General features: G+C 42.5%; 14 protein-coding genes. 5 read left to right on the top strand and 9 right to left on the bottom strand.

All coding sequences use genetic code 11. The features are described from left to right. Positions 1–86 precede the first annotated feature (86 nt). A complete protein-coding gene (locus tag GGD38_RS03475) occupies positions 87–1082 on the top strand; it encodes a bifunctional riboflavin kinase/FAD synthetase (RefSeq protein ID WP_375299419.1) in 996 nt (331 codons plus the stop codon). Between the two features lie 72 nt (positions 1083–1154). Here the strand turns inward: GGD38_RS03475 and holA are convergent, their stop codons facing one another. After that, positions 1155–2153 (bottom strand): DNA polymerase III subunit delta, encoded by a 999-nt coding sequence (gene holA / locus GGD38_RS03480; RefSeq protein WP_375299418.1) that lies wholly within the window; start codon positions 2151–2153, stop codon positions 1155–1157. 260 nt (positions 2154–2413) lie between these two features. Between holA and GGD38_RS03485 the strand changes: the two genes are divergently transcribed. Further along, the gene (locus GGD38_RS03485; RefSeq protein WP_375299417.1) at positions 2414–3391 is read left to right on the top strand and encodes a hypothetical protein; all 978 of its coding nucleotides are present in this window, start codon (positions 2414–2416) and stop codon (positions 3389–3391) included. 262 nt (positions 3392–3653) lie between these two features. On the opposite strand, the gene GGD38_RS03490 is transcribed toward GGD38_RS03485, so the two are convergent. The 8 genes from GGD38_RS03490 to GGD38_RS03525 all read right to left on the bottom strand — a co-directional run bounded on the left by GGD38_RS03490 (position 3654) and on the right by GGD38_RS03525 (position 16815). Continuing rightward, positions 3654–7163 (bottom strand): hypothetical protein, encoded by a 3510-nt coding sequence (locus GGD38_RS03490; RefSeq protein ID WP_375299416.1) that lies wholly within the window; start codon positions 7161–7163, stop codon positions 3654–3656. 161 nt (positions 7164–7324) lie between these two features. Then, a complete protein-coding gene (locus GGD38_RS03495; RefSeq protein WP_375299415.1) occupies positions 7325–8047 on the bottom strand; it encodes a class I SAM-dependent methyltransferase in 723 nt (240 codons plus the stop codon). Between the two features lie 170 nt (positions 8048–8217). Further along, positions 8218–9840 carry an ABC-F family ATP-binding cassette domain-containing protein gene (locus tag GGD38_RS03500; RefSeq protein WP_375299414.1) on the bottom strand — a complete coding sequence of 541 codons (1623 nt, stop codon included), beginning with the start codon at positions 9838–9840 and terminating at the stop codon, positions 8218–8220. Between the two features lie 92 nt (positions 9841–9932). Continuing rightward, positions 9933–11423, bottom strand: coding sequence for a glucosyltransferase domain-containing protein (locus tag GGD38_RS03505; RefSeq protein ID WP_375299413.1), 1491 nt, complete (start codon positions 11421–11423; stop codon positions 9933–9935). A 202-nt stretch (positions 11424–11625) separates the two neighbouring features. After that, a complete protein-coding gene (locus GGD38_RS03510) occupies positions 11626–13143 on the bottom strand; it encodes a hypothetical protein (RefSeq protein ID WP_375299412.1) in 1518 nt (505 codons plus the stop codon). A 121-nt stretch (positions 13144–13264) separates the two neighbouring features. Then, positions 13265–14029 carry a succinate dehydrogenase/fumarate reductase iron-sulfur subunit gene (locus GGD38_RS03515; protein WP_375299411.1) on the bottom strand — a complete coding sequence of 255 codons (765 nt, stop codon included), beginning with the start codon at positions 14027–14029 and terminating at the stop codon, positions 13265–13267. Between the two features lie 29 nt (positions 14030–14058). Further along, on the bottom strand, positions 14059–16047 hold the full coding sequence (locus tag GGD38_RS03520; protein WP_375299410.1) for a fumarate reductase/succinate dehydrogenase flavoprotein subunit: 1989 nt from the start codon (positions 16045–16047) through the stop codon (positions 14059–14061). A 54-nt stretch (positions 16048–16101) separates the two neighbouring features. Next, a complete protein-coding gene (locus GGD38_RS03525) occupies positions 16102–16815 on the bottom strand; it encodes a succinate dehydrogenase cytochrome b subunit (protein WP_375299409.1) in 714 nt (237 codons plus the stop codon). 466 nt (positions 16816–17281) lie between these two features. Here GGD38_RS03525 and accD point away from each other — a divergent pair, with 466 nt between their 5' ends. The 3 genes from accD to GGD38_RS03540 all read left to right on the top strand — a co-directional run bounded on the left by accD (position 17282) and on the right by GGD38_RS03540 (position 20280). Continuing rightward, positions 17282–18196 carry an acetyl-CoA carboxylase, carboxyltransferase subunit beta gene (gene accD, locus GGD38_RS03530; protein WP_375299408.1) on the top strand — a complete coding sequence of 305 codons (915 nt, stop codon included), beginning with the start codon at positions 17282–17284 and terminating at the stop codon, positions 18194–18196. A 129-nt stretch (positions 18197–18325) separates the two neighbouring features. Next, entirely contained in the window at positions 18326–18763 is a 438-nt protein-coding gene (gene smpB / locus GGD38_RS03535; protein ID WP_375299407.1) for an SsrA-binding protein SmpB, read from the top strand. A gap of 521 nt (positions 18764–19284) precedes the next feature. After that, the gene (locus GGD38_RS03540; RefSeq protein ID WP_375299406.1) at positions 19285–20280 is read left to right on the top strand and encodes a hypothetical protein; all 996 of its coding nucleotides are present in this window, start codon (positions 19285–19287) and stop codon (positions 20278–20280) included. Positions 20281–20323 lie beyond the last annotated feature (43 nt).

Consider the following 20323-nt stretch of genomic DNA (forward strand, 5'->3'; position numbering starts at 1 on the left):
GATTGGCTTGAGCCTGCGCAAAAAACGGGACTTAAAACTTAAAACCTAAAACTTAGAACTTCGTATTGTATTTTCGCACCGCATTTATGAAAGTTTACTTTTCAACAGAAACCATTCCGGCCTTTAAAAAGGCTGTAGTTACGATAGGCACATTTGATGGGGTGCATACCGGCCACAAAAGCATTTTGGAGCAGCTAAAACGGGAAGCCGTGCGTATTGGCGGCGAAACTGTTATCATTACTTTTCACCCCCACCCCCGAAAAGTGATCGTTAGCGGCCAGCCGGCCATTCACCTCATTAATACCATCGACGAAAAAATTGAGCTGCTGCATAAAAACGGCATCGATCACCTGGTGGTAGTACCTTTTACCGATGATTTTTCGCAACAAAGCCCTGAAGCGTATATCGAAAAATTCCTGGTTGAGAAATTCCATCCACACACAGTTATCATAGGTTACGACCATCGCTTTGGCCGCAACCGACTGGGCGATTATAAGCTGCTGGAAGCCTACAGCACTAAGCTTGGCTTTAACCTGATGGAAATACCCGCCCACGTTATAAACGACAATACCGTAAGCTCAACCCGCATTCGCGAAGCCGTTTTACATGGCAATACCGATGTGGCCAATACCCTGCTGGGCTACGATTTCTTTTTTGAAGGCACTGTTGTAGATGGTAATAAGCTGGGGCGCACACTGGGTTACCCTACCGCCAATTTGCGTATTGAAAATTTGGAGAAGCTTATTCCCGGTAATGGCATTTATGCAGTTGAACTGGAAATAAGAAACAGAAAAGATGATCCTAAAGTTAGTAGTCAACGTTCAGATGTATATGCTCCTGCTCTTATAGAATACCCCCGGCTGAAAGGTATGATGAGCATTGGCATTCGCCCAACCATTGGCGGCACCGATCGCGTTATTGAAGTAAACATCTTTGACTTCAGCGAAGATATTTATGGCGCAACCCTACGGGTATACATAAAAAAATATTTACGCAGCGAGGTTAAGTTCAATGGGCTCGATGCTTTGGTTGAACAACTGGCTAAAGACAAAGTTGATAGCCTGAAGGTATTAGGTGAATAATGTAGTTGTTCAGTTATTCAGTTGTTCAGTTCGGAGTTAACTTACAAACTCAATAACTGAATAACTTACGAACTAATTCACCATCTTCACAACCATTTCTTTTAGTAAAGAAGCATCTGAAGAACCTATATCATTAACACCTATACTACGCAGGTTGTAATGATGCAATAACAACAACGCTTTTTCAACACCGTTATATCCATAATTGCGGGCAACCAGTAAATAGTCTTTAACAAACCATGCATTTACACCAATGTTGGCAGCAATGGTTTTGTCGTCTTTGGCGCTTTGACCAAAGATCATATACGTTTTACTGAACAGGTTGTATAATGTAGGTAATACCAATTGTATAGGTGCTGCCTTGGGATTTGCTTCAAAATATTGAATAATACGCATGGCTTTGGGCAGGTCTTTTGCCGCCATGGCCGATTGCAGTTCAAAAGGATTGTATTCCTTGCTTACCCCAACATATTTTTCAATATCATCTTCAGTAATGTTGGTGCGGGTGCCAAGGTTCACCAGCATTTTGTCTATTTCATTATCAATGCGGCTAAGGTCATTACCTATATGATCAACCAGTAACAACACGCCTTTTTGTGAAATAGTATACCCTTTACTTTTTACCAGTTCATTGGTCCAGTCGGGTAATGCATTATCGTACATTTTTTTTGTAGTAAACAATTCTGCTTTTGTTTTAAGCAGTTTTGCCAGCTGTGTACGGCCGTCTACTTTCTTTTCTTTGTACGATACCACAAAAATTGTTGATGATAAAGGCTGCGAAATATACGATTCCAATTTGTCGATATCACGCATATGTTGCGCTTCCTTTAGTAAAACTACCTGTCGTTCTGCGAACATAGGGTATCGCTTACATGCGTTTATTACTTGTGTCCAGTCGGCATCTCTACCATAGAACACCGTTAAATTAAATCCGGCTTCAGACTCCGTTAAAATGTTATGCTCGGCATAATGCACAATTTTATCGATAAAATAGTCCTCTTCGCCTTCAAGCCAATAAACAGGTTTAAACAGCTTTTTCTTCCAGTCGGATATAATTTTTTCTACAGACATGTATACGATTATCGTGGTTTAAACTTTGCAATATTACCACAAAAAAAGCTGTGACATATAACGAATTATGAACAACTGTAACACAATACAATACTAACCTTCAGCGTTCTTGCCGCACTTGTGGAAGCGCTATTTATAAAATTCTGGCACGGTTTTGGAAAAACCCATATGCGAAACCCAGTAACTGAGTAACTAACCCAATAATTCAAAAGAATACTGAACCCGATTTCATAACCTTTCAAAATAAACATACACTTATTATGAGTACAACCAATTATCCATCAGCTAGCCCCCAAGGTGCACCCCCAAAACGTGATTCAAAGAACCTGATCATCGGTTTATTAGCCGTAGGTATACTGGGTACATGGGGATACTTTTTATGGGACAAAAACAAGTCTGATCAAAAGATCACTCAACTGCAAACACAATATGTGGCTGTAGATTCTTCAAAGAATGAGTTACAAAAAAGCTTTGATGCCGCTTTAACCCGTTTGGATTCTTTAACCGGTTATAACAACGAACTGGAAGGAAAAGTAAACGACAAAACCAGCGAAATCACAAAGCTGAAAGGACAGATCGGAAGCATCCTGAAAAAACAACGTTTGTCTGAAGGTGAAAAGAAAAAAGCGCAAGCTTTGATCGGCGAACTGAACGACAAGATCGCTAACCTGGAAGCTGAAGTTGCCCGTTTAACTCAGGAAAATCAAACGCTGACTACTGAAAAAACTCAGTTAACAGCAGACAAAGAAAAGCTGACAGCAGATCTTACTACTACTACTGCTCAAAAAGATGAGCTGGCTGGTAAAGTAGATATCGCTTCTACACTCAACGCATCTAACATCTCTGTAACTCCTGTTAACGAGAAAAAAGGTGGCAAAGAGTCAGAAACTACTTCTGCAAAGAAAGTTGACAAACTGGTTATCGCAATGGATGTTGCTAACCGTATCGCTCAAACAGGTTCTACTGATGTATACGTTTGCATCACTGGTCCTGATGGCCAACCAATCGCTGTAGAAGCTTTAGGTTCTGGTAAATTCACTACTCGTGAAGAAGGCGAAAAACTTTTCACTGCAAAAGTTCCTGTTGATTTCGAACAAGGTAAATCTAAACACGTAGAATTTGCCTGGAAACAAAACAGCGCTTTCAAACAAGGTAACTACAAGATCGAAGTATACCACAATGGTTTCAAGATCGGCGAAGCTACCCGTTCACTGAAAAAAGGTGGCATCTTCGGATAATCACTGCTGATACAATATTAAAAAGTCCCTCGATTCATATCGGGGGATTTTTTTTTGCAGTATAGCGAATGCAACAAAACATCGGGAAATACAGGAGTTGAAAAGTTGATGGAGTTGATAGAGATTAATTGACAAGGGGAAAGGCAAGTAGTAAGTGAGAAGTGGCTAGTGGGAATGCAAGTTAACGAGTTAACTTGTTGACGAGGAATTACAGGAGAAGTGTTGTCGCCAGAACTAAAAACTAAAAACTAAAAACTGCATCCTACAACATCGCCCGTATCGACGCCCTTCCTATATGTACTATTCGCGAGGCACCGGGCTTACGGCCCTCATACTGCATACTGAACTCCAAATTATTCGAAAGCCTTTTGGTAAGATCGAGTGTCCATAAAAAGTTCTTACCGGGTTGCAATCCTTCCAGAATGATATACGATGATGAAGAATTAGTATTAGGTACACTATCAAGCGAGGAAAAACTTATGTTCGAATAAGTGAACTTCGTCATAATAGAAGTGCTTTGCAGAATATTATACTTCACATCGGTGATCAACGAGTTGGACTGCGATCTTTCCTTGCTGCCCTGCACATTTTCTTTTTCGCTGTATTTATAACCAACGCTCGTTCTAAAATTACTCCCTTTGGTAAAAGTTAAATTTGGCTCACCTGAATATTGATTGATCTTGAAATTGCGGTTATCGAACTTGGGGTTCGATGTAATAAGTTGATTGATGCCGGTGCGGCCCGTCATTTCCAACGCAAACTTGCGGGTAATGTTCCAACGCGTACGAACCGTCCAGTCATCGAGCTTGCGGCTTTCATAACCATAGGTAAGCAACGATTTATTTCCATTACGGGCATTGGTAACATCAAAACCCCATTTAGGACTAAAGCGGTTAAACGAAAAGGTATTTACAAATATAGATGTCAATGTAATTAACGATGTATCGTTCAACGGGGCCTTAAACGGATTGAACTGCACCAGGTCATCCGCCACCTCTTTTTTACTTATCTGCAATGATGATTGCAGGTTGATCTTTGCAATGAACTTACGCAGGTTGTTGGCCTCAGTTAAATTAATAGCTGCGCGGGGATTTATATTAACGCTATAGTTGAAGGTATTGTAACTGGCTTTTACATACTGGTTGGTTGGGGTAAAAATGCGAATGAACTTGGCCTGGTCCTGAAACAGGGCTATCTCAAATTCATTTAACTGTTGAATACCGTCACTGTTATAATCTATCCAGGTAAACTCACCCTGGCCTGCCGGTACTTCAAGGTATGAATAGTCACGCTTTTGTTCCTGCCCCGCTCCCACTTCGTACAACAGGTTGCCGCTAATTAATCCTTTCACAAGATTTACCTGGTATTCTGCACGGCCCAATAAACTTTCATCGGCCATTTGGCTGTTCAATGCGCTTTCCAATATCTGCAGTTTACGATAGGTACTGGTTAAACGGAACTGATGACGGGGATCTTTGGTTATTTCGCCCGTTAATGTTATGTTCTGGCTTCTGTCGGCTTTTACCAACGCAGTACCCAAAGGATATGAATTGGTACGTGTGAACCAGGTTACACCCCAGCGGTTGGGTTTTGATTGGTCACTCTTTAAAAAGGCCGATGCATTGGTAAACGAAAAGCTTTGCGTTGCCATACTATCGGAGAACTTGTTACGAATGGCATTATGTTCTACCGCATAGGCGCCACCGATGGAATAATTCTTCAGTTTTTTAAACAGCCGCGATACATTTATCGTTGGCCGCCAGAAATAACCTTTATCGCTGGTAGCATCAATGTTCGATAAGGTGAACTGGTTATCAAACAACCAACCACCTATATTCTGTACATGGGTAACGTTGTGCCGTATACCCGTAAAAGTGGTACCACGATTATATTCAGTAAACTGGTAGCGTAATGAGTTGCTGTTTTTATCGGCCAACTGAACACCGCCGGTAATAATATTTTCATGTTCGGGTATGGTAAGCAGTAACGGTAAACCCCAGTCGCGGGTAAACTCAATATTACGCAGCCGCTCCAATGGTTTAAAGCGTGCATCAACATATTCATGACCTATGTTGGTGGTTAGGTTCAATCCTTTCCTTGAACCTTTAAAGGGCATGGTGTTCTTAAAATCAACTTTACTGGCATAACCACGGTCGTTGCCTTTATCGATGGAAGAAAAAGTGTTCACATCATAATTGCTCATGGCCACTTCGGCGTTCACCACGGTATTCTTCGAAATGTTATACTCTACCCCCAGGTTGGCAACCTGTTGCTTTTTAGGTGTTACCAGGTATACAGCAGGTTCATAACTTCCCTGCTTTATGCCATTTACAGGTTCCACCCAACGGTACACTTTACCATTGGCGCCATTGAGATCGGGAATATAATTTCCATTGTTTACGCCCACTTCAATAAACGATAAAGTATACCGGGCGCTATCGGCGTTGGTTGAGTAAACAAAAATGGAATCGCGGGAACCACCATTATATACCGTATCTATTTTTTTATACATGATACGGCCTATTGAGAACGTATCTATGGTTGAATATGGATAATAAGCCTGGGTAATGCTATCGCCCAGGTTCCTTAAAAATTCCTTTTGTCCCGCATCGAGGTTTTGGTTAATGGGTGAGCTTTTGGCATCGGAATTACTAAAATAGCCCAGCCGCACTTTTACCTTTTCATTGAAATTGGTTTCGTTGGTGAGGTAAATATTTGAGTTCAGGTAATTGCGATCGGCATATTCAAATTCTACCACTATCCGTTTATCCTTGGTCACCATTTGTTTTGGGGTAAAGGAAATTTCGGCGGTATTGTAGTTGATCACATAATCCCTGTCTTCTCCACGTTGCATTAAAACGCCATCGATGTATACCCTTTCGGTATTGGCCAATACCACAAAATAGAATTCGTTGTTGGCCCCCTGTAAACGGTAAGGGCCCTGGTTGCCTTCCTGTATTGCAAGTATGTTACGGGTAAATTTACCTTTTGCAATAGAGCCGCTTACCATGGTGCGGTTTGAAATGCTATCGGTAATGGCCGTAGTGGTTTCAAAAGCTACCCCCTGCAGACGTTTGTAAAAGTTGAGGAAATAGCTTTGTTGCTGGCGAATGTCAATATCGCCCAAACTGAGCTGCCAGGTCTTTTTTCTAAACTGTAAAAAGATGCGGTCAAACTCATTCAACTGTTGGGTGGTGCCATCGGGCTGAACCGGAAGATTGTTATCGGTAATGGCAGCCACTATCTCAATGCTATCGGCCAGGTAGCCGCTTAGTTGTAAGTTAAGGTTACTGGTAAACACGGCATCCTGGCTATTTCCAAATGAAATGCCGCGGCCAAAACTACCATTGTAATTGATGTTACCAAAATTGAAGAAGTTATCGCCGCCCCCTACCCCTGCATAGTCGGGCACAAAAGGCTGCCCCATGAAATTATTCATAATGCTGTCGTACTGCATTCTGCTTACGGCAGCATTCAGCCTGGTCCTAAACACCCGGAAGCGCACCACAACGCTATCCATGGGGGGCAACTTCTTCCAGGTAAGACGGGCGTTTACAAAATCAATGTCGTATAAACTATCGGGAATACCGGCTATGAAAATGGTGCCGGGCACAATGCTCATACTATCAAGAAGAATGGAAGACTGTTTTGCTGAGATCATTTTTTTGCGCAGGTTCGACCCCGGCAATGAAGCCGGATGCGGATTCTGGGCAGCGGCCAGCAGCCAGCCTACAGATAAACAAATGCACAGTATCAGGTTTCTCCCGATCAACAACCTTTAGTTTGATTTTAAGCTATCTTTTCAAGAGAGGGTATTACGTTTTCTTTTGAAAAGACGTTGGTTTGGTAGCCTCGCTGATCCTCAATAGCGCTTAAAGTTAGCATTTATTGCATGAACTGGCATTTTATCGATGTGTAAGTAGCTTGAATCGATCATTTTACAGGCGTAAAGCTCAAAATATAATTTGAACGGGTCTTTTGTAGCGTGAGGCCATGTACCTTTTCGCAGCTGAGGTTGTTGCGGGTGGCCAGGTCGCGCATGGCCTGTTCGGATACACGCAGCAGCTTTACCTGTTTTGAAATAGTGCGGTAATCAGAGAACAACAGGTAATATATAAAACCTATAAAGGCCCCTATGCGGCCCTTTTTTATACAATGAATCAGCAGCGTAAGTACGTCTTTCTTATTGTTAGTGTTCTCATCAAGCACATCAGACACTATTATCATCCCCTGCTCCTTCATATAAACACTCAATAATTTTATAATATCTTCCAGCTCGCTTACACTTTTGAGATATTGCGTAACACTTAAGAACAGAATATAATCAAATCGCTTTCCGCTCAACTGTTCTTCCAGTATTTTCTTATTGATAGTAGTATCGGTAGTTATTACGGTAAATAGCGAATCAGGATGGTTTCTGCGGCATTCTTCTATAAAGAACTCATTTATATCAGCCCCGGTTATACGTATCTTTTTGGGGGCCAGCGAATCGGCTACAAAACCGGGCCCACAGCCATAATCGAATATTTCGTCGGCTGGCTTTAAATGATATATTTTTTCAATATTGAGAACAAAATAGCGGGTAGCCATTTTCATGACTGCATAGAAGGATTTCCTTTCACCTTTCCAGAAGTTATCCCAGCCAGTTGAACCCATAATGGCAAGTTATAGTATTGGTTGTCTGATTCTGATTCTGATTCTGATTCTGATTCCTAGTGATGCTTGTAGCAATATAAATAATAATTTGTTACTACTTCTGTTATCAAAATAAAAAACCCCGCTATGGTTTTACCGTAGCGGGGTTATAAGTATGTTGGGTATAATGACTAAGCCATTTGTAATTTATTGGCTTGCTTTTTCTCCAGGTATTCATCGAAGGTCATTAGCTTATCTATGGCGCCATTAGGCGTAAGCTCAATGATACGATTGGCTACTGTTTGCATAAAGGTATGGTCATGCGAAGACAGTAATACAATACCGGTAAAGTTCGTCATGCTTTCGTTGAACGATTGAATAGACTCCAGGTCGAGGTGGTTGGTAGGCTCATCGAGGATCACCACGTTGGGGTCTTGCAGCATCATACGGCTAACCATACAACGCACTTTTTCACCTCCACTCAACACGTTTGTTTTCTTCATGATCTCATCACCAGCGAACAGCATTTTACCCAAAAAGCCACGCAGGAACGGCTCATCTACATCAGTTACATGCGGTGGCACGTACTGGCGCAACCAGTCCATAAGGTTCAGGTTACCCTGTTCTGCAAAGTATTTCGAGTTATCGTTGGGCAAGTAAGCTTTTGTAACGGTTCCACCCCATTCGAATTTACCGCCGTCGGCAGCAATTTCGCCATTGATGATCTCAAAGAAAGCGGTAATGGCCATGTGGTCATCGGCAACAATGGCAATTTTATCGCCTTTGTTCACGGTAAAGCTGATGTCTTTGAAAAGCACTTTACCTTCTACTGATTTAGAAAGCTTTTCAATGTTCAGGATCTGGTTACCAACTTCACGTTGTTGCTTGAAAATGATACCGGGGTATTTTCTGTTTGAAGGGGTAATGTCTTCAATAACCAGTTTCTCCAGGGCTTTCTTACGCGAAGTAGCCTGTTTTGATTTAGAGGCGTTGGCGCTAAAGCGGGCAATGAACTCCATAAGGTCTTTGCGCTTTTCTTCCATCTTCTTGTTCTTATCCCCTGCCTGACGGGCAGCCAACTGGCTACTTTCGTACCAGAAGGTATAGTTACCGGTATAGATCTTGATCTTTTGACGGTCAACGTCGGCAACGTGTGTACACACAGCATCGAGAAAGTGACGGTCGTGCGATACAACAATTACGATGCTCTCGTATTCGGCCAGGAAGTTCTCGAGCCAGGAGATGGTTACCACATCGAGGTTGTTGGTAGGCTCATCGAGAATGAGAATATCGGGGTTACCGAACAATGCCTGTGCCAACAGCACCCGCACCTTCATTGCCCCACTGATATCTTTCATTAATGACTGTTGCACATCTTCTTTAACACCCAGCTCGCTAAGCAAGGTGGCAGCATCGCTTTCAGCGGTGTACCCACCCATTTCGCCAAACTCACCTTCCAGTTCACCGGCGCGAATACCGTCTTCTTCGGTAAAATCGGCCTTTGCGTAAATGGCGTCGCGCTCATGCATTACCTCCCACAGCTTTTTATAGCCCATCAATACCGTATTCAATACTGTATATTCATCGAACTGGAAATGGTTCTGATTTAATACAGCCATACGTTCGCCAGGTGTAATATCAACCGTGCCTTTATTAGGCTCAATTTCACCCGATAAGATCTTCAAAAAAGTAGACTTACCCGCTCCATTGGCGCCAATTACACCATAGCAATTGCCTTTACTGAAGGAAAGGTTTACCTCATCGAATAATACCCGTTTTCCAAACGATAGGGTCACATTATTCACTGTTATCATACGTGCGCAAAAATTTTTAGAAGCGGCAAAGGTACAACAAACAATGGGGAATTAGGAATTACGTATTTGTGGGTTTCGTTAAAAAGTATTCACTATTTCACCGAATTTAAAATGGCAGGAACATCAACCAGTAAAATGCTGCTGTTCAGCACTTCATGGGAATTTATGTAGGCTTCTTTGCCGGCCCATTGCTTAACAGCCACCCCCTCAGCCTGCTGCCGGTTTCCGGTAATCTCATAAATAAGCTGTTTTGACAGGGGTTCCGGTACCCAATCCCTGAAAGTTGACGAAACGCCCAGCTCATCCATTGAACGGTTAACTTTATATTTTTCGGCCACAAGATCTTCTGAAGGCCGAATAAAATGAATGGTTTGTATGCTACTATTGAAATGCTGTTTGAAATATGTTTTAATGGCTGCAGTTTCATCTTCGATGGGGCGAAGGAAAACCTGTTGAAAGTTATAACGGGCGCACAAGGCAAAAAAGCATATCATAGCAACTCCCGCAATTTGTAACACTTTTTTGTTCTTTATAAAGAACAAAGCCATATCTAAACAAACAATGAACACACAAAGGTTCAATGCCATCAATGTTCTGTTAGAAGCAAAGCCTTCTTTTATTAACAAAGGCGGCAGGTACGATATTACCCAGAAACTACCAACGACGGCCAGGTATTTAACAGCAAGCTGCCATTTTTGAATACCGAACCTGATAAAGGCAAGCACCACCAGCGCCAACAGCATTAATGGATAATACACTTTAGAAATGGGGCTGTCTTCATTTGTAAGCAGTGTGAACCGGAAGCTTCTTTCCAAAGGCCTGGTAAGAAAGAACATCAGTTTCTGTGGGTGCAGATAAAATGTGTTGCGGTTTGGTTCATGTATGTTATCGAAAATACTAAAGGTTAGTTTATACAACAGGAAATACACCCCATAAATAACCAGATGAAATGCCATACCCAAAACCAACACCCTGTCTTTTCTGGTTGTGAATGGATTAAGAAAATGAATCAGGAACGGGATCAGAAAACAGGCATAGGCACTCTGGTAAAAAAATAAAGACGCCACGGCCAGCACCGCGGAAACTAAACCTGCCAATATTCGTTTACCTGGTTTATTCTCCTGAATGCCTTTTAAGGCAATAGCACCTGATAATAATGCAATAGTGTCGGCTATAAAGAACTGCATACAGGAAGCCCATTGAACCGATACAATAAAAGGTAAACTGGTAACCAGGTATACACAGGTAAAAAATGGCAGGTACTCATAAGCAGGCACATTGGCAACCAACCGCTTAATAACCGAATACCAAACCGGCAAACAAAGCAACCAACCCAAAAGGGAGATCACACGAAGCCGGGTTACCTCACTTATGGTATCGATGTTTTTAAATAACCAGCTGTGCATTTGTTCTGCTAACAAGCGGCCATCATCGGTAAACAATTGTAAATTGGGAATAGTATGATATTGCCAGAGCTCTGTTGCTTCGTCGGTAAAAATGTAGGTGCTATTAAAAAGAGGCAGGAATATACAAAGCACAAGCAGCCAGAGAATCCCTAGTAAGTAGAAGTCTTTACGTACCATATATAGCAAGCCTTATGGCAATACACACCTATTTCAGTTAATGGTTGTTTTAACTGAAGGCCTTTCTGGTTAAACAATATTAGTTGCATAAGTAAAACCAGAAAATTGCTACCACCCCTACTACGTTAAGGGAATTTTAAGGAAACTAATCTAAAGTTAACAGCGCTCTAATGCATTTCTAATTTCGTAAAAGGGTTGGCAGTTAATGGTTAGCGATATTACTGTCGCCAGATATTAGTTCTGGCATATTTACCAACAACGTGTTGGTGGTTACCTGCTCGCCCGAGGCTTTGTAGCTTTCTTCATTTTCCCAGTACTTTACAATTAGGCTGTTGGCCACTTCCCTGTTGCCTGTTTTTTCGTATACCAGTAGTTTGGTTAATGCCTCGGGCACCCAGTCAAAAAATGTAGACGGCACGCCAAATTCATCCATAGAAAATGCAATATGGTACTTCTTTCTAAAAGCATCTTCCGTTGGCTGAATGAAGTGAATGGTAGTAATATTGTTGTTATAATGTTGTAGAATGTACCCCTTAACGCTTGTATATTCTTCATGTATGGGTTGCAGGAATACTTTGTTGAAATTATACCAGCCTGCGATACATAAAACGGCAGCAACAACAAAGCCTGCCACCCGGCGAACCGGTACGCTTTTCACTATATACATTACCATTTCGGCACAGGCCAACCATACACACATATCAACAGCAAGCAGCGTTCTGTTCGAAGAATAATTTTCCTTTACTACCAGCCCCGGAACATAAGCTACCAGATAAACCAGCGATGCTGCAGCAACATATTTCACAGCCAGCATCCTGTTCATTTTTCCGAACCTGATAAACGCAAGCGCTACCCAGCCTGCAAGCAACACAAAATACATAACCAGGCCAAGTATGTTGTCGTTATTTATAACAAGGTTAAACCAAAATGCCCGTTTTAACGGTTGCCACAAAAACCAGATGATCTTAATTGGGTTAAGCGAAACACCTGTACGGGCATCGCCCGGTATATGATTAATGGTTAAATAGATCTTGAACACCACAAAGTAAACCGCATACATCAAAAAATAAAAGGCCAGTCCTTTTATAAATACCACATCTTTTCCTGTTGTATGTGCGCTTACATAATGAAACAGAAAGGGAATCAAAAAGCATCCAAACCCGCTTTGGTACGACGATAGCGAGATCATGGCGGCAAGGGTGGCACCCAGTGCTGCTAAAAATGGCACTGCCAGCCATCTTTCCTTATCCATTATTGCCCTGTACAGAATGGCGCCCGATACTAAACCGGCAGTATTGGCAATGGGTAACTCTATACAGGAGGCCCATTGCACGGTGATTGAAAACTGTAAACTGGTTACAAGGTAAAGACAGGTAAAAAAAGGCAGGTAGCCGTAACCGGCGCCATTAGCCGTAATGCGTTTTATGATCACATACCACACCGGTACACACAAAATCCACATGGCAAGTGCAAAGATCCTTATATTGGTTATATCATGTATCGAGTTGGCCGCCTTAAATGACTTCCCTATCAACAGCTCAGTGATCCACCTTCCCTGAATGGCAAACATAATAAATCCGCTGTCCGGTCTGTAATTCCAGAGCTGAACAGCTTCATCAGTATATACGTATTCAGTATAAAAAAGAGGATAAAATATCAGCAGTACCACCAGGTACAAAAAAGCCAGCAGGAACAGGTCTTTGCGTTGGAGTGCGGTCATAATGATGGTTATATAGAATTGATTTGCACCAAATTACTTAATAAAGTTGACAGGCTGCCAGCAAAAAAAAAGGGTTGATAAGTTTACCTTACCAACCCTGTTACATATTTAATCTTTCAACTTATTTCTCTTCGGTTAAACCGGCGATCAAATACTCTTTATTAAGACGGGAGATATTTGTAACGGAGATCTCTTTAGGACAAACGGCTTCACAAGCCTCGGTGAAAGTACATGCACCGAAACCTTCTTTATCCATTTGCTGAACCATGTTCAATACACGCGATTTGCGCTCAGGACCGCCCTGTGGCAATAAGGCCAGGTGCGATACTTTGGCAGAAAGGAACAACATAGCCGAGCTGTTTTTACAGGCAGCTACGCAGGCGCCGCAACCAATACAGGCGGCAGCAGCGAAAGCGGCATCAGCTTTATCCTTTTCAATGGGTGTTGCGTTGGCATCAACGGCATTACCTGTATTGGCTGAAATAAAACCACCGGCAGCAATGATGCGATCGAAAGCACCACGGTCTACCACCAGGTCTTTAATTACAGGGAAGCTGTTGGCGCGCCAGGGTTCTACTACGATGGTATCGCCATCTTTGTAGGCACGCATGTGCAACTGGCAGGTTGTGTTGGCTGTCCACGGACCATGCGGGCGGCCATTTATGTACATAGAACATGCGCCACAAATACCTTCGCGGCAGTCGTGGTCGAATGCAATTGGTTCTTTACCTTCATTTATCAGTCGTTCATTCAGCACATCTATCATCTCCAAAAACGACATCTCAGAGGAAATATCACTTACCTTATAAGTCTCAAAACTTCCCTTTTCTTTACTGCTTTTCTGTCTCCAGACTTTCAGCGTAAGGTTCATTGTATAGTGCTCCATTATAATCGTGTTAATTAGATTTGAAAATATTATTTATAGCTACGCTGAGTTGGTTTTGCAACTTCAAAATTCAACTCTTCTTTGTGTAACTGCCATTCGCTTTCGCCTTTGAATTCCCAGGCAGAAACATACTTGAAATTTACATCATCACGTTGCGCTTCGCCTTCATCTGTTTGTGACTCTTCGCGGAAGTGGCCACCACAGCTTTCTTTGCGGTTAAGTGCATCTTTACACATAAGCTCACCCAGCTCAATGAAATCGGCAACCCGGTTGGCTTTGTCAAGCTCGGGGTTCATTTCATTGATGCCGCCGGGGATGCGTACATCGCTCCAGAATTCTTTTTTCAGTTGTTGAATTTCAACGATAGCTTCTTTCAAACCTTGCTCGTTACGGGCCATACCACATTTATCCCACATGATCTTGCCAAGGCGTTTATGCAAACTTTCAACTGATTGTGTTCCTTTAATGCTCATCAGTTTTTCGATGCGGTCGCGAACAGCTTTTTCTGTTTCAACAAACGCAGGGTGATCTAATGAAATAGGCTTGGTAGCAATTTCATCGGCCAGGTAATTACCAATGGTATAAGGAATTACAAAGTAACCATCGGCCAGGCCCTGCATCAGTGCAGAAGCACCCAAACGGTTGGCGCCGTGGTCGCTGAAGTTAGCTTCACCCAGTGCATATAAACCAGGAATTGAGGTCATCAGTTCATAATCGACCCACAAACCACCCATGGTATAGTGTACCGCAGGGTAAATACGCATTGGTACTTCATATGGGTTTTCACCGGTGATCTTTTCATACATATCGAAAAGGTTACCGTATTTCTCTTTTACTACATCGACGCCATGTTTGCGAATAACTTCAGCCGAAGGATTATCGATACCCAGCTTACCGCATTCAATTTTACCATAGCGTACAATGGCAGCTGCATAATCGAGGTAAACGGCCTGTTTTGAAGAACCTACGCCATAACCGGCATCGCAACGCTCTTTGGCGGCACGGCTGGCCACGTCGCGTGGTACCAGGTTACCGAAGGCAGGATATCTTCTTTCGAGGTAATAATCTCTTTCTTCTTCGGGGATGTCGCTGGGTTTGCGGTTATCGCCCTGTTTTTTGGGTACCCAAATGCGGCCGTCGTTACGCAGTGATTCTGACATCAGCGTAAGTTTCGACTGGTGGTCACCACTTACCGGAATACAGGTTGGGTGAATTTGAGTATAGCAGGGATTACCAAAATAAGCGCCTTTGCGGTGTGCTTTCCAGGCAGCAGTTACGTTGCTACCCATGGCGTTGGTACTTAAATAAAATACGTTGCCATAGCCACCCGAACATAACAACACGGCGTGTCCGAAATGTCTTTCCAGTTCACCGGTAATAAGGTTACGAACGATGACACCACGGCATTTATCAACACCTTTATCATCTTTCACCATCACAATATCCAGCATTTCGTGACGGGTATACATGGTAACATTACCAAGTGAAACCTGTCTTTCCAATTGCTGGTAAGCGCCAATCAACAACTGCTGACCGGTTTGGCCTGCAGCGTAGAAAGTACGTTGTACCTGTGTACCACCAAATGAACGGTTGCTGAGCAAGCCGCCATATTCGCGGGCAAAGGGAACACCCTGCGCCACGCATTGGTCAATAATATTAGCGCTCACTTCGGCCAGGCGGTGAACGTTGGCCTCGCGGGCACGGTAGTCGCCACCTTTAATAGTATCGTAGAACAAACGGAAAACTGAATCACCGTCGTTTTGATAGTTTTTTGCAGCATTGATACCACCCTGTGCGGCAATTGAGTGTGCACGACGGGGTGAATCCTGAAAACAAAATGCTTTTACTTTATATCCCAGTTCGCCTAGTGTAGCAGCTGCAGAAGCACCGGCCAGTCCGGTTCCTATTATAATAATTTCCAGCTTGCGTTTATTAGCGGGGTTTACCAGTTTACAATGTCCCTTATAATCGGTCCACTTCAGATCTAACTGCCCTGCGGGAATTCTTGAATTAAGCATATCTAGAGTTTCTTTTTTTAAAATTAATGTGGAGATGGTTGATAGCGGTGCTGGTTAACTATTAGTTACCCAGCCAAAGAAAATGCTGATGGGCATTAAAGCAAAGATCAAAGGAACTATAATTGAGAAACCGATGCCCACGCTTTGTACCAGCGCTAACCATTTTTTGTTGTGAACACCTACGGTCCTGAAAGAGCTTTGGAAACCGTGAAGCAGGTGCCAGGCAAGCGAGAAACAACCCAGAATATATAAAATTACCACATACCCATTTTGAAACACTTCCACCATCTTGCTGAAAACATCGTGCATCGCGTTACCATTGTAAGAGACTTCGCTCAATGTTGTTTCGTAAGTGATGCGTGAAGGAACCCAGAAGTGGGCAATGTGAACGATTAAAAAGAGGAGGATCAATGTACCCAGTAAGCCCATTGATTTTTTGTACCAGGCGCTTCCTTTGCTGCCCATGCTTACTGCATAACCTTCTTTGCGGCGGCTGCGGTTTTGCGCTTCGAGCATATAGCCCTGTACAATGTGAAGAATGATTCCAGCGAAAAGACCAATTTCCATTAAACGGATCACATAAGACGCGCCCATAAAATGAGCAGCTTTGTTGAACATTTCACCGTTGTCATCAGGATCAACCATATCAGCGAAGATACAGGCGTTGATCCCTACGTGTACGATCAGAAAGGAGATCAGGAACAATCCGGTAAATGCCATTACGAACTTTTTACCTACCGAAGACGTGAAGAACTCAGACCATTTCATGCGAAAATGAATTAATTGCATTTGAAGATCTTACTTGAATGCCTGCCAGCAAACAATGATCTTGTCCCGGTAAAACTTCATTGCCCTAAAATCAATAATGAAATTTTTGCCAGGGACGATTCATCTGAAAAAATGTTAAGGGCACAGGTATTATTATATTTTTTCTACGGAATATAAATGCATACCTGCATGAATAAGATAGGTTGCCGAACAAAGAGCTTTTGGAATTTCACAGCCGTACCCGGCCCTGAAATTTGCCGCAAATTTAACGCAGCAAGGTTAAAAATCAACACCCTGTTAAAATTTTGTTGCAAAAGCACGTGCCCTATAACGCAAAAACATCAGATTAATGATTTTTGGATAGATTAAAATACTTAGCGGGTTTATACGTTCTGAGGCTGTAATTGATTGAGTTTCGAGCTCATTATGTGAAAATGCCTATCTTTAGCCCCTTTAAATCTACTTAATGAAACAGGAAGAGGATTTTGAAGCCAACTTAGCAGGCGAAGATGGTACCGGTGGTGAAGAGACCAAAAGAAGCTGGTTCAAACGCATTAAGAAAGGTATCACAACCAGTACCGCTGAAAAAAAAGAAACACCCGAAGGTTTATGGAGCAAATGCCCCGAATGTGGCTATATATGTACCATGACCGAACTTCGGGAAAGCTTATTTGTTTGTCCTAAGTGCAATCACCATCACCGTATTGGCAGTGCCGAATATTTTGAAATTCTTTTCGACGACAACAAATACGATGTGTTGTTCGAGAACATTCGTTCAAAAGATTTCCTGCACTTCACCGATCTGAAGAACTATGGCAAAAGGCTCGATGAGATCTGGGCAAAAACAGATATCACCGATTCCATTCGCATTGGTAAGGGTAATATTAAAGGACTTCCGCTGATGGTTGGCTGTATGGACTTTGAGTTCATTGGCGGATCGCTCGGTAGCGTAATGGGTGAGCGTATTGCCCGTGCCATCGATGTTTGTATCGAAGAGAACATACCGATGATGATTATTTGTAAATCTGGTGGCGCCCGTATGATGGAAAGCGCTTTCTCACTAATGCAGCTGGCCAAGGTATCGGGTAAATTATCGCAGCTTACAGATAAAAAAATTCCTTATATCTCCTTACAGACCGACCCCTCGTTTGGTGGTATTTCGGCCTCGTTTGGAATGCTTGGCGACCTTAATATTGCCGAACCTGGCGCCCTGATAGGCTTTGCCGGCCCGCGCGTAATTAAGGAAACCATTAAAAAAGACCTTCCAGAAGGATTTCAACGAAGCGAGTTCCTGCTGGAGCATGGCTTCCTTGATTTTATTGTACCGCGGAAGGAACTGAAAGAGAAATTGGCAACAGTACTTTCTTTATTCAAAAATTAAAAGATATTCATAATAGGAACAGAAGTAAGACGTATGATGTAAGATGTAGGAAGAACCCTACATTTCAGTTATTTGACTACTTGCACCATACTTCTTACTTCATACTTCCTACCTCCTACTTCGTTTTTTATGGCTGATATCAAGAACCGCTCGGCTTACCATGATTATTTCATCGACGATAAATACGATGCGGGTATGGTATTGCTTGGGACCGAGGTTAAATCATTACGCGACGGCCGCGCCAGCTTTAACGATAGTTATTGCATTTTCAATAAAGGCGAGCTTTGGCTCAAAAGCATGCATATTTCTGAATACTCACACGGCACAACTAATAACCACGATCCGCTGCGAGACAGAAAACTACTGCTGAAAAAAAGAGAACTGGCAAAACTGGAAGCCAAGATCAAAGAAAAAGGCTACACTATTATTCCCCTGCGCATTTTCTTCAATGACAAAAGACTGATCAAAATAGAGATCGGTTTGGGCAAGGGTAAGAAACAATATGATAAGCGTGAGACGATTAAGCAACGGGATAATGATCGTGAGTTAAAAAGGTATATTAAGTAAGTTATTTGGTTAACCGGGTAACTTGTTGACTTGTATGAGTTGTTCAGTTGTTCAGTTCTCAGTTCATAGTTCTTTATTTCGGAACCCGCTATTTTTTGCAGGCCTCGCTTTAGGCTGGGTGCTGTATTCTGTATTTGCTTTAGGCTTTTGGCTTACAGCTTTCGGCTGTATTCCTTTCACGTTTGCCGTTTCACGTTTCACGATTGCCTTTGCAGTTATTCACCATTGACCATTCACCCAAAACAGCTCCCTACTCTGCTGATTGCGACCTTTTTACAAAAACACTAACTCATTAGAAAAAATATATTTTCCACAGAGGGGCCAATTACTCTGAGAATTGGAAACTGCGATATATTTTTGTACTTACCGTACTCCATCCCCTTGAAAAACACCCACCCGAAAACAAGCCATAAGCCGTACAAAGCGTTAAGTGCCCAAATTGTTAAACTTAACGGGTTCAGTTCATATTAAGGGATTATGCAATTAATTGCATGGCTTGATTTTTCTACTTAAATTAACATATGCTACGCATTATTTTGGTTCTCTCGTTAGTACTAACCGGAAGGTTTGTTTTTTCCCAATCTATATCGGGTTCCTGGTATGGTAAGGCAGATGTTGTGGTTCAGGGGATGTACAACAACTATCTCACCGAACTGGTATTAAAACAAAGAGGCAATGAAGTAGAAGGTGTTTTTGGCTATTACTTTAAAGATACCTACCAAAGCTTTTTTGTTCGCGGCTCTTATAACCAGGAAACCAGGGCCGTACGTATCAAAGGCCTTCCCATGATCTTTTATCAATCTTCTTCGGCCCAAAACGGCGCCGAATGTATGATGACCTTTGAAGGCATATTGCGGGTAAGCCAGGTTAAAAGCTCTATGAGCGGTTCATTTGTTACAATAGATAAATACAAATATACCTGTCCCGAAATGCGGGCAAGCTTCACTATGGACGTGGCCACCAAAAACCTCGATAGCATGCTTAGCAGCAGCATTGTAGGTAAAAAATTCTGGATGCCGCAACGGGAAGATGTGGTGGTAAGCAGCGCTACCGCTGCACCTGTAGTAACCGGAAGCCCCACCCCCACCACTATGTCTATTGCGCCGGAAAAGATCACCGATAGCGCTATTAATTACAACGAAAGAAACCTGCTGGCACAATTTACCCGCAGAAAGATCATTTATATAAAAGACCTGGAAATTACCAGCGACTCTATTCGCATCAGCCTGTACGATAACGGCGAAATAGATGGCGATACGGTTACCGTTTTCCTCAATGGTAAACCCGTATTGGCTCATCAGGAGTTAACCGCCCGCGCTTTAAACCTTTATCTTACACTCGATAACAGCAAAGATGTAAATGAAGTAAGCCTTTTTGCCGAGAACCTCGGTAAAATTCCACCCAATACGGCATTGATGGTTGTTACCGACGGTATTTCGCGGTTCGAAGTATTTCTTTCCAGCTCTTATACGCAAAATGCCACAGTAAGGATCAAAAAACGAATATCCAGACACTAAATACCAATTAGCTAATGTGATAATTTGCTAATGTGCTAATGGA

The sequence above is a fragment of the Niastella sp. OAS944 genome (assembly GCA_024809215.1).
Taxonomy (GTDB): domain Bacteria; phylum Bacteroidota; class Bacteroidia; order Chitinophagales; family Chitinophagaceae; genus Niastella.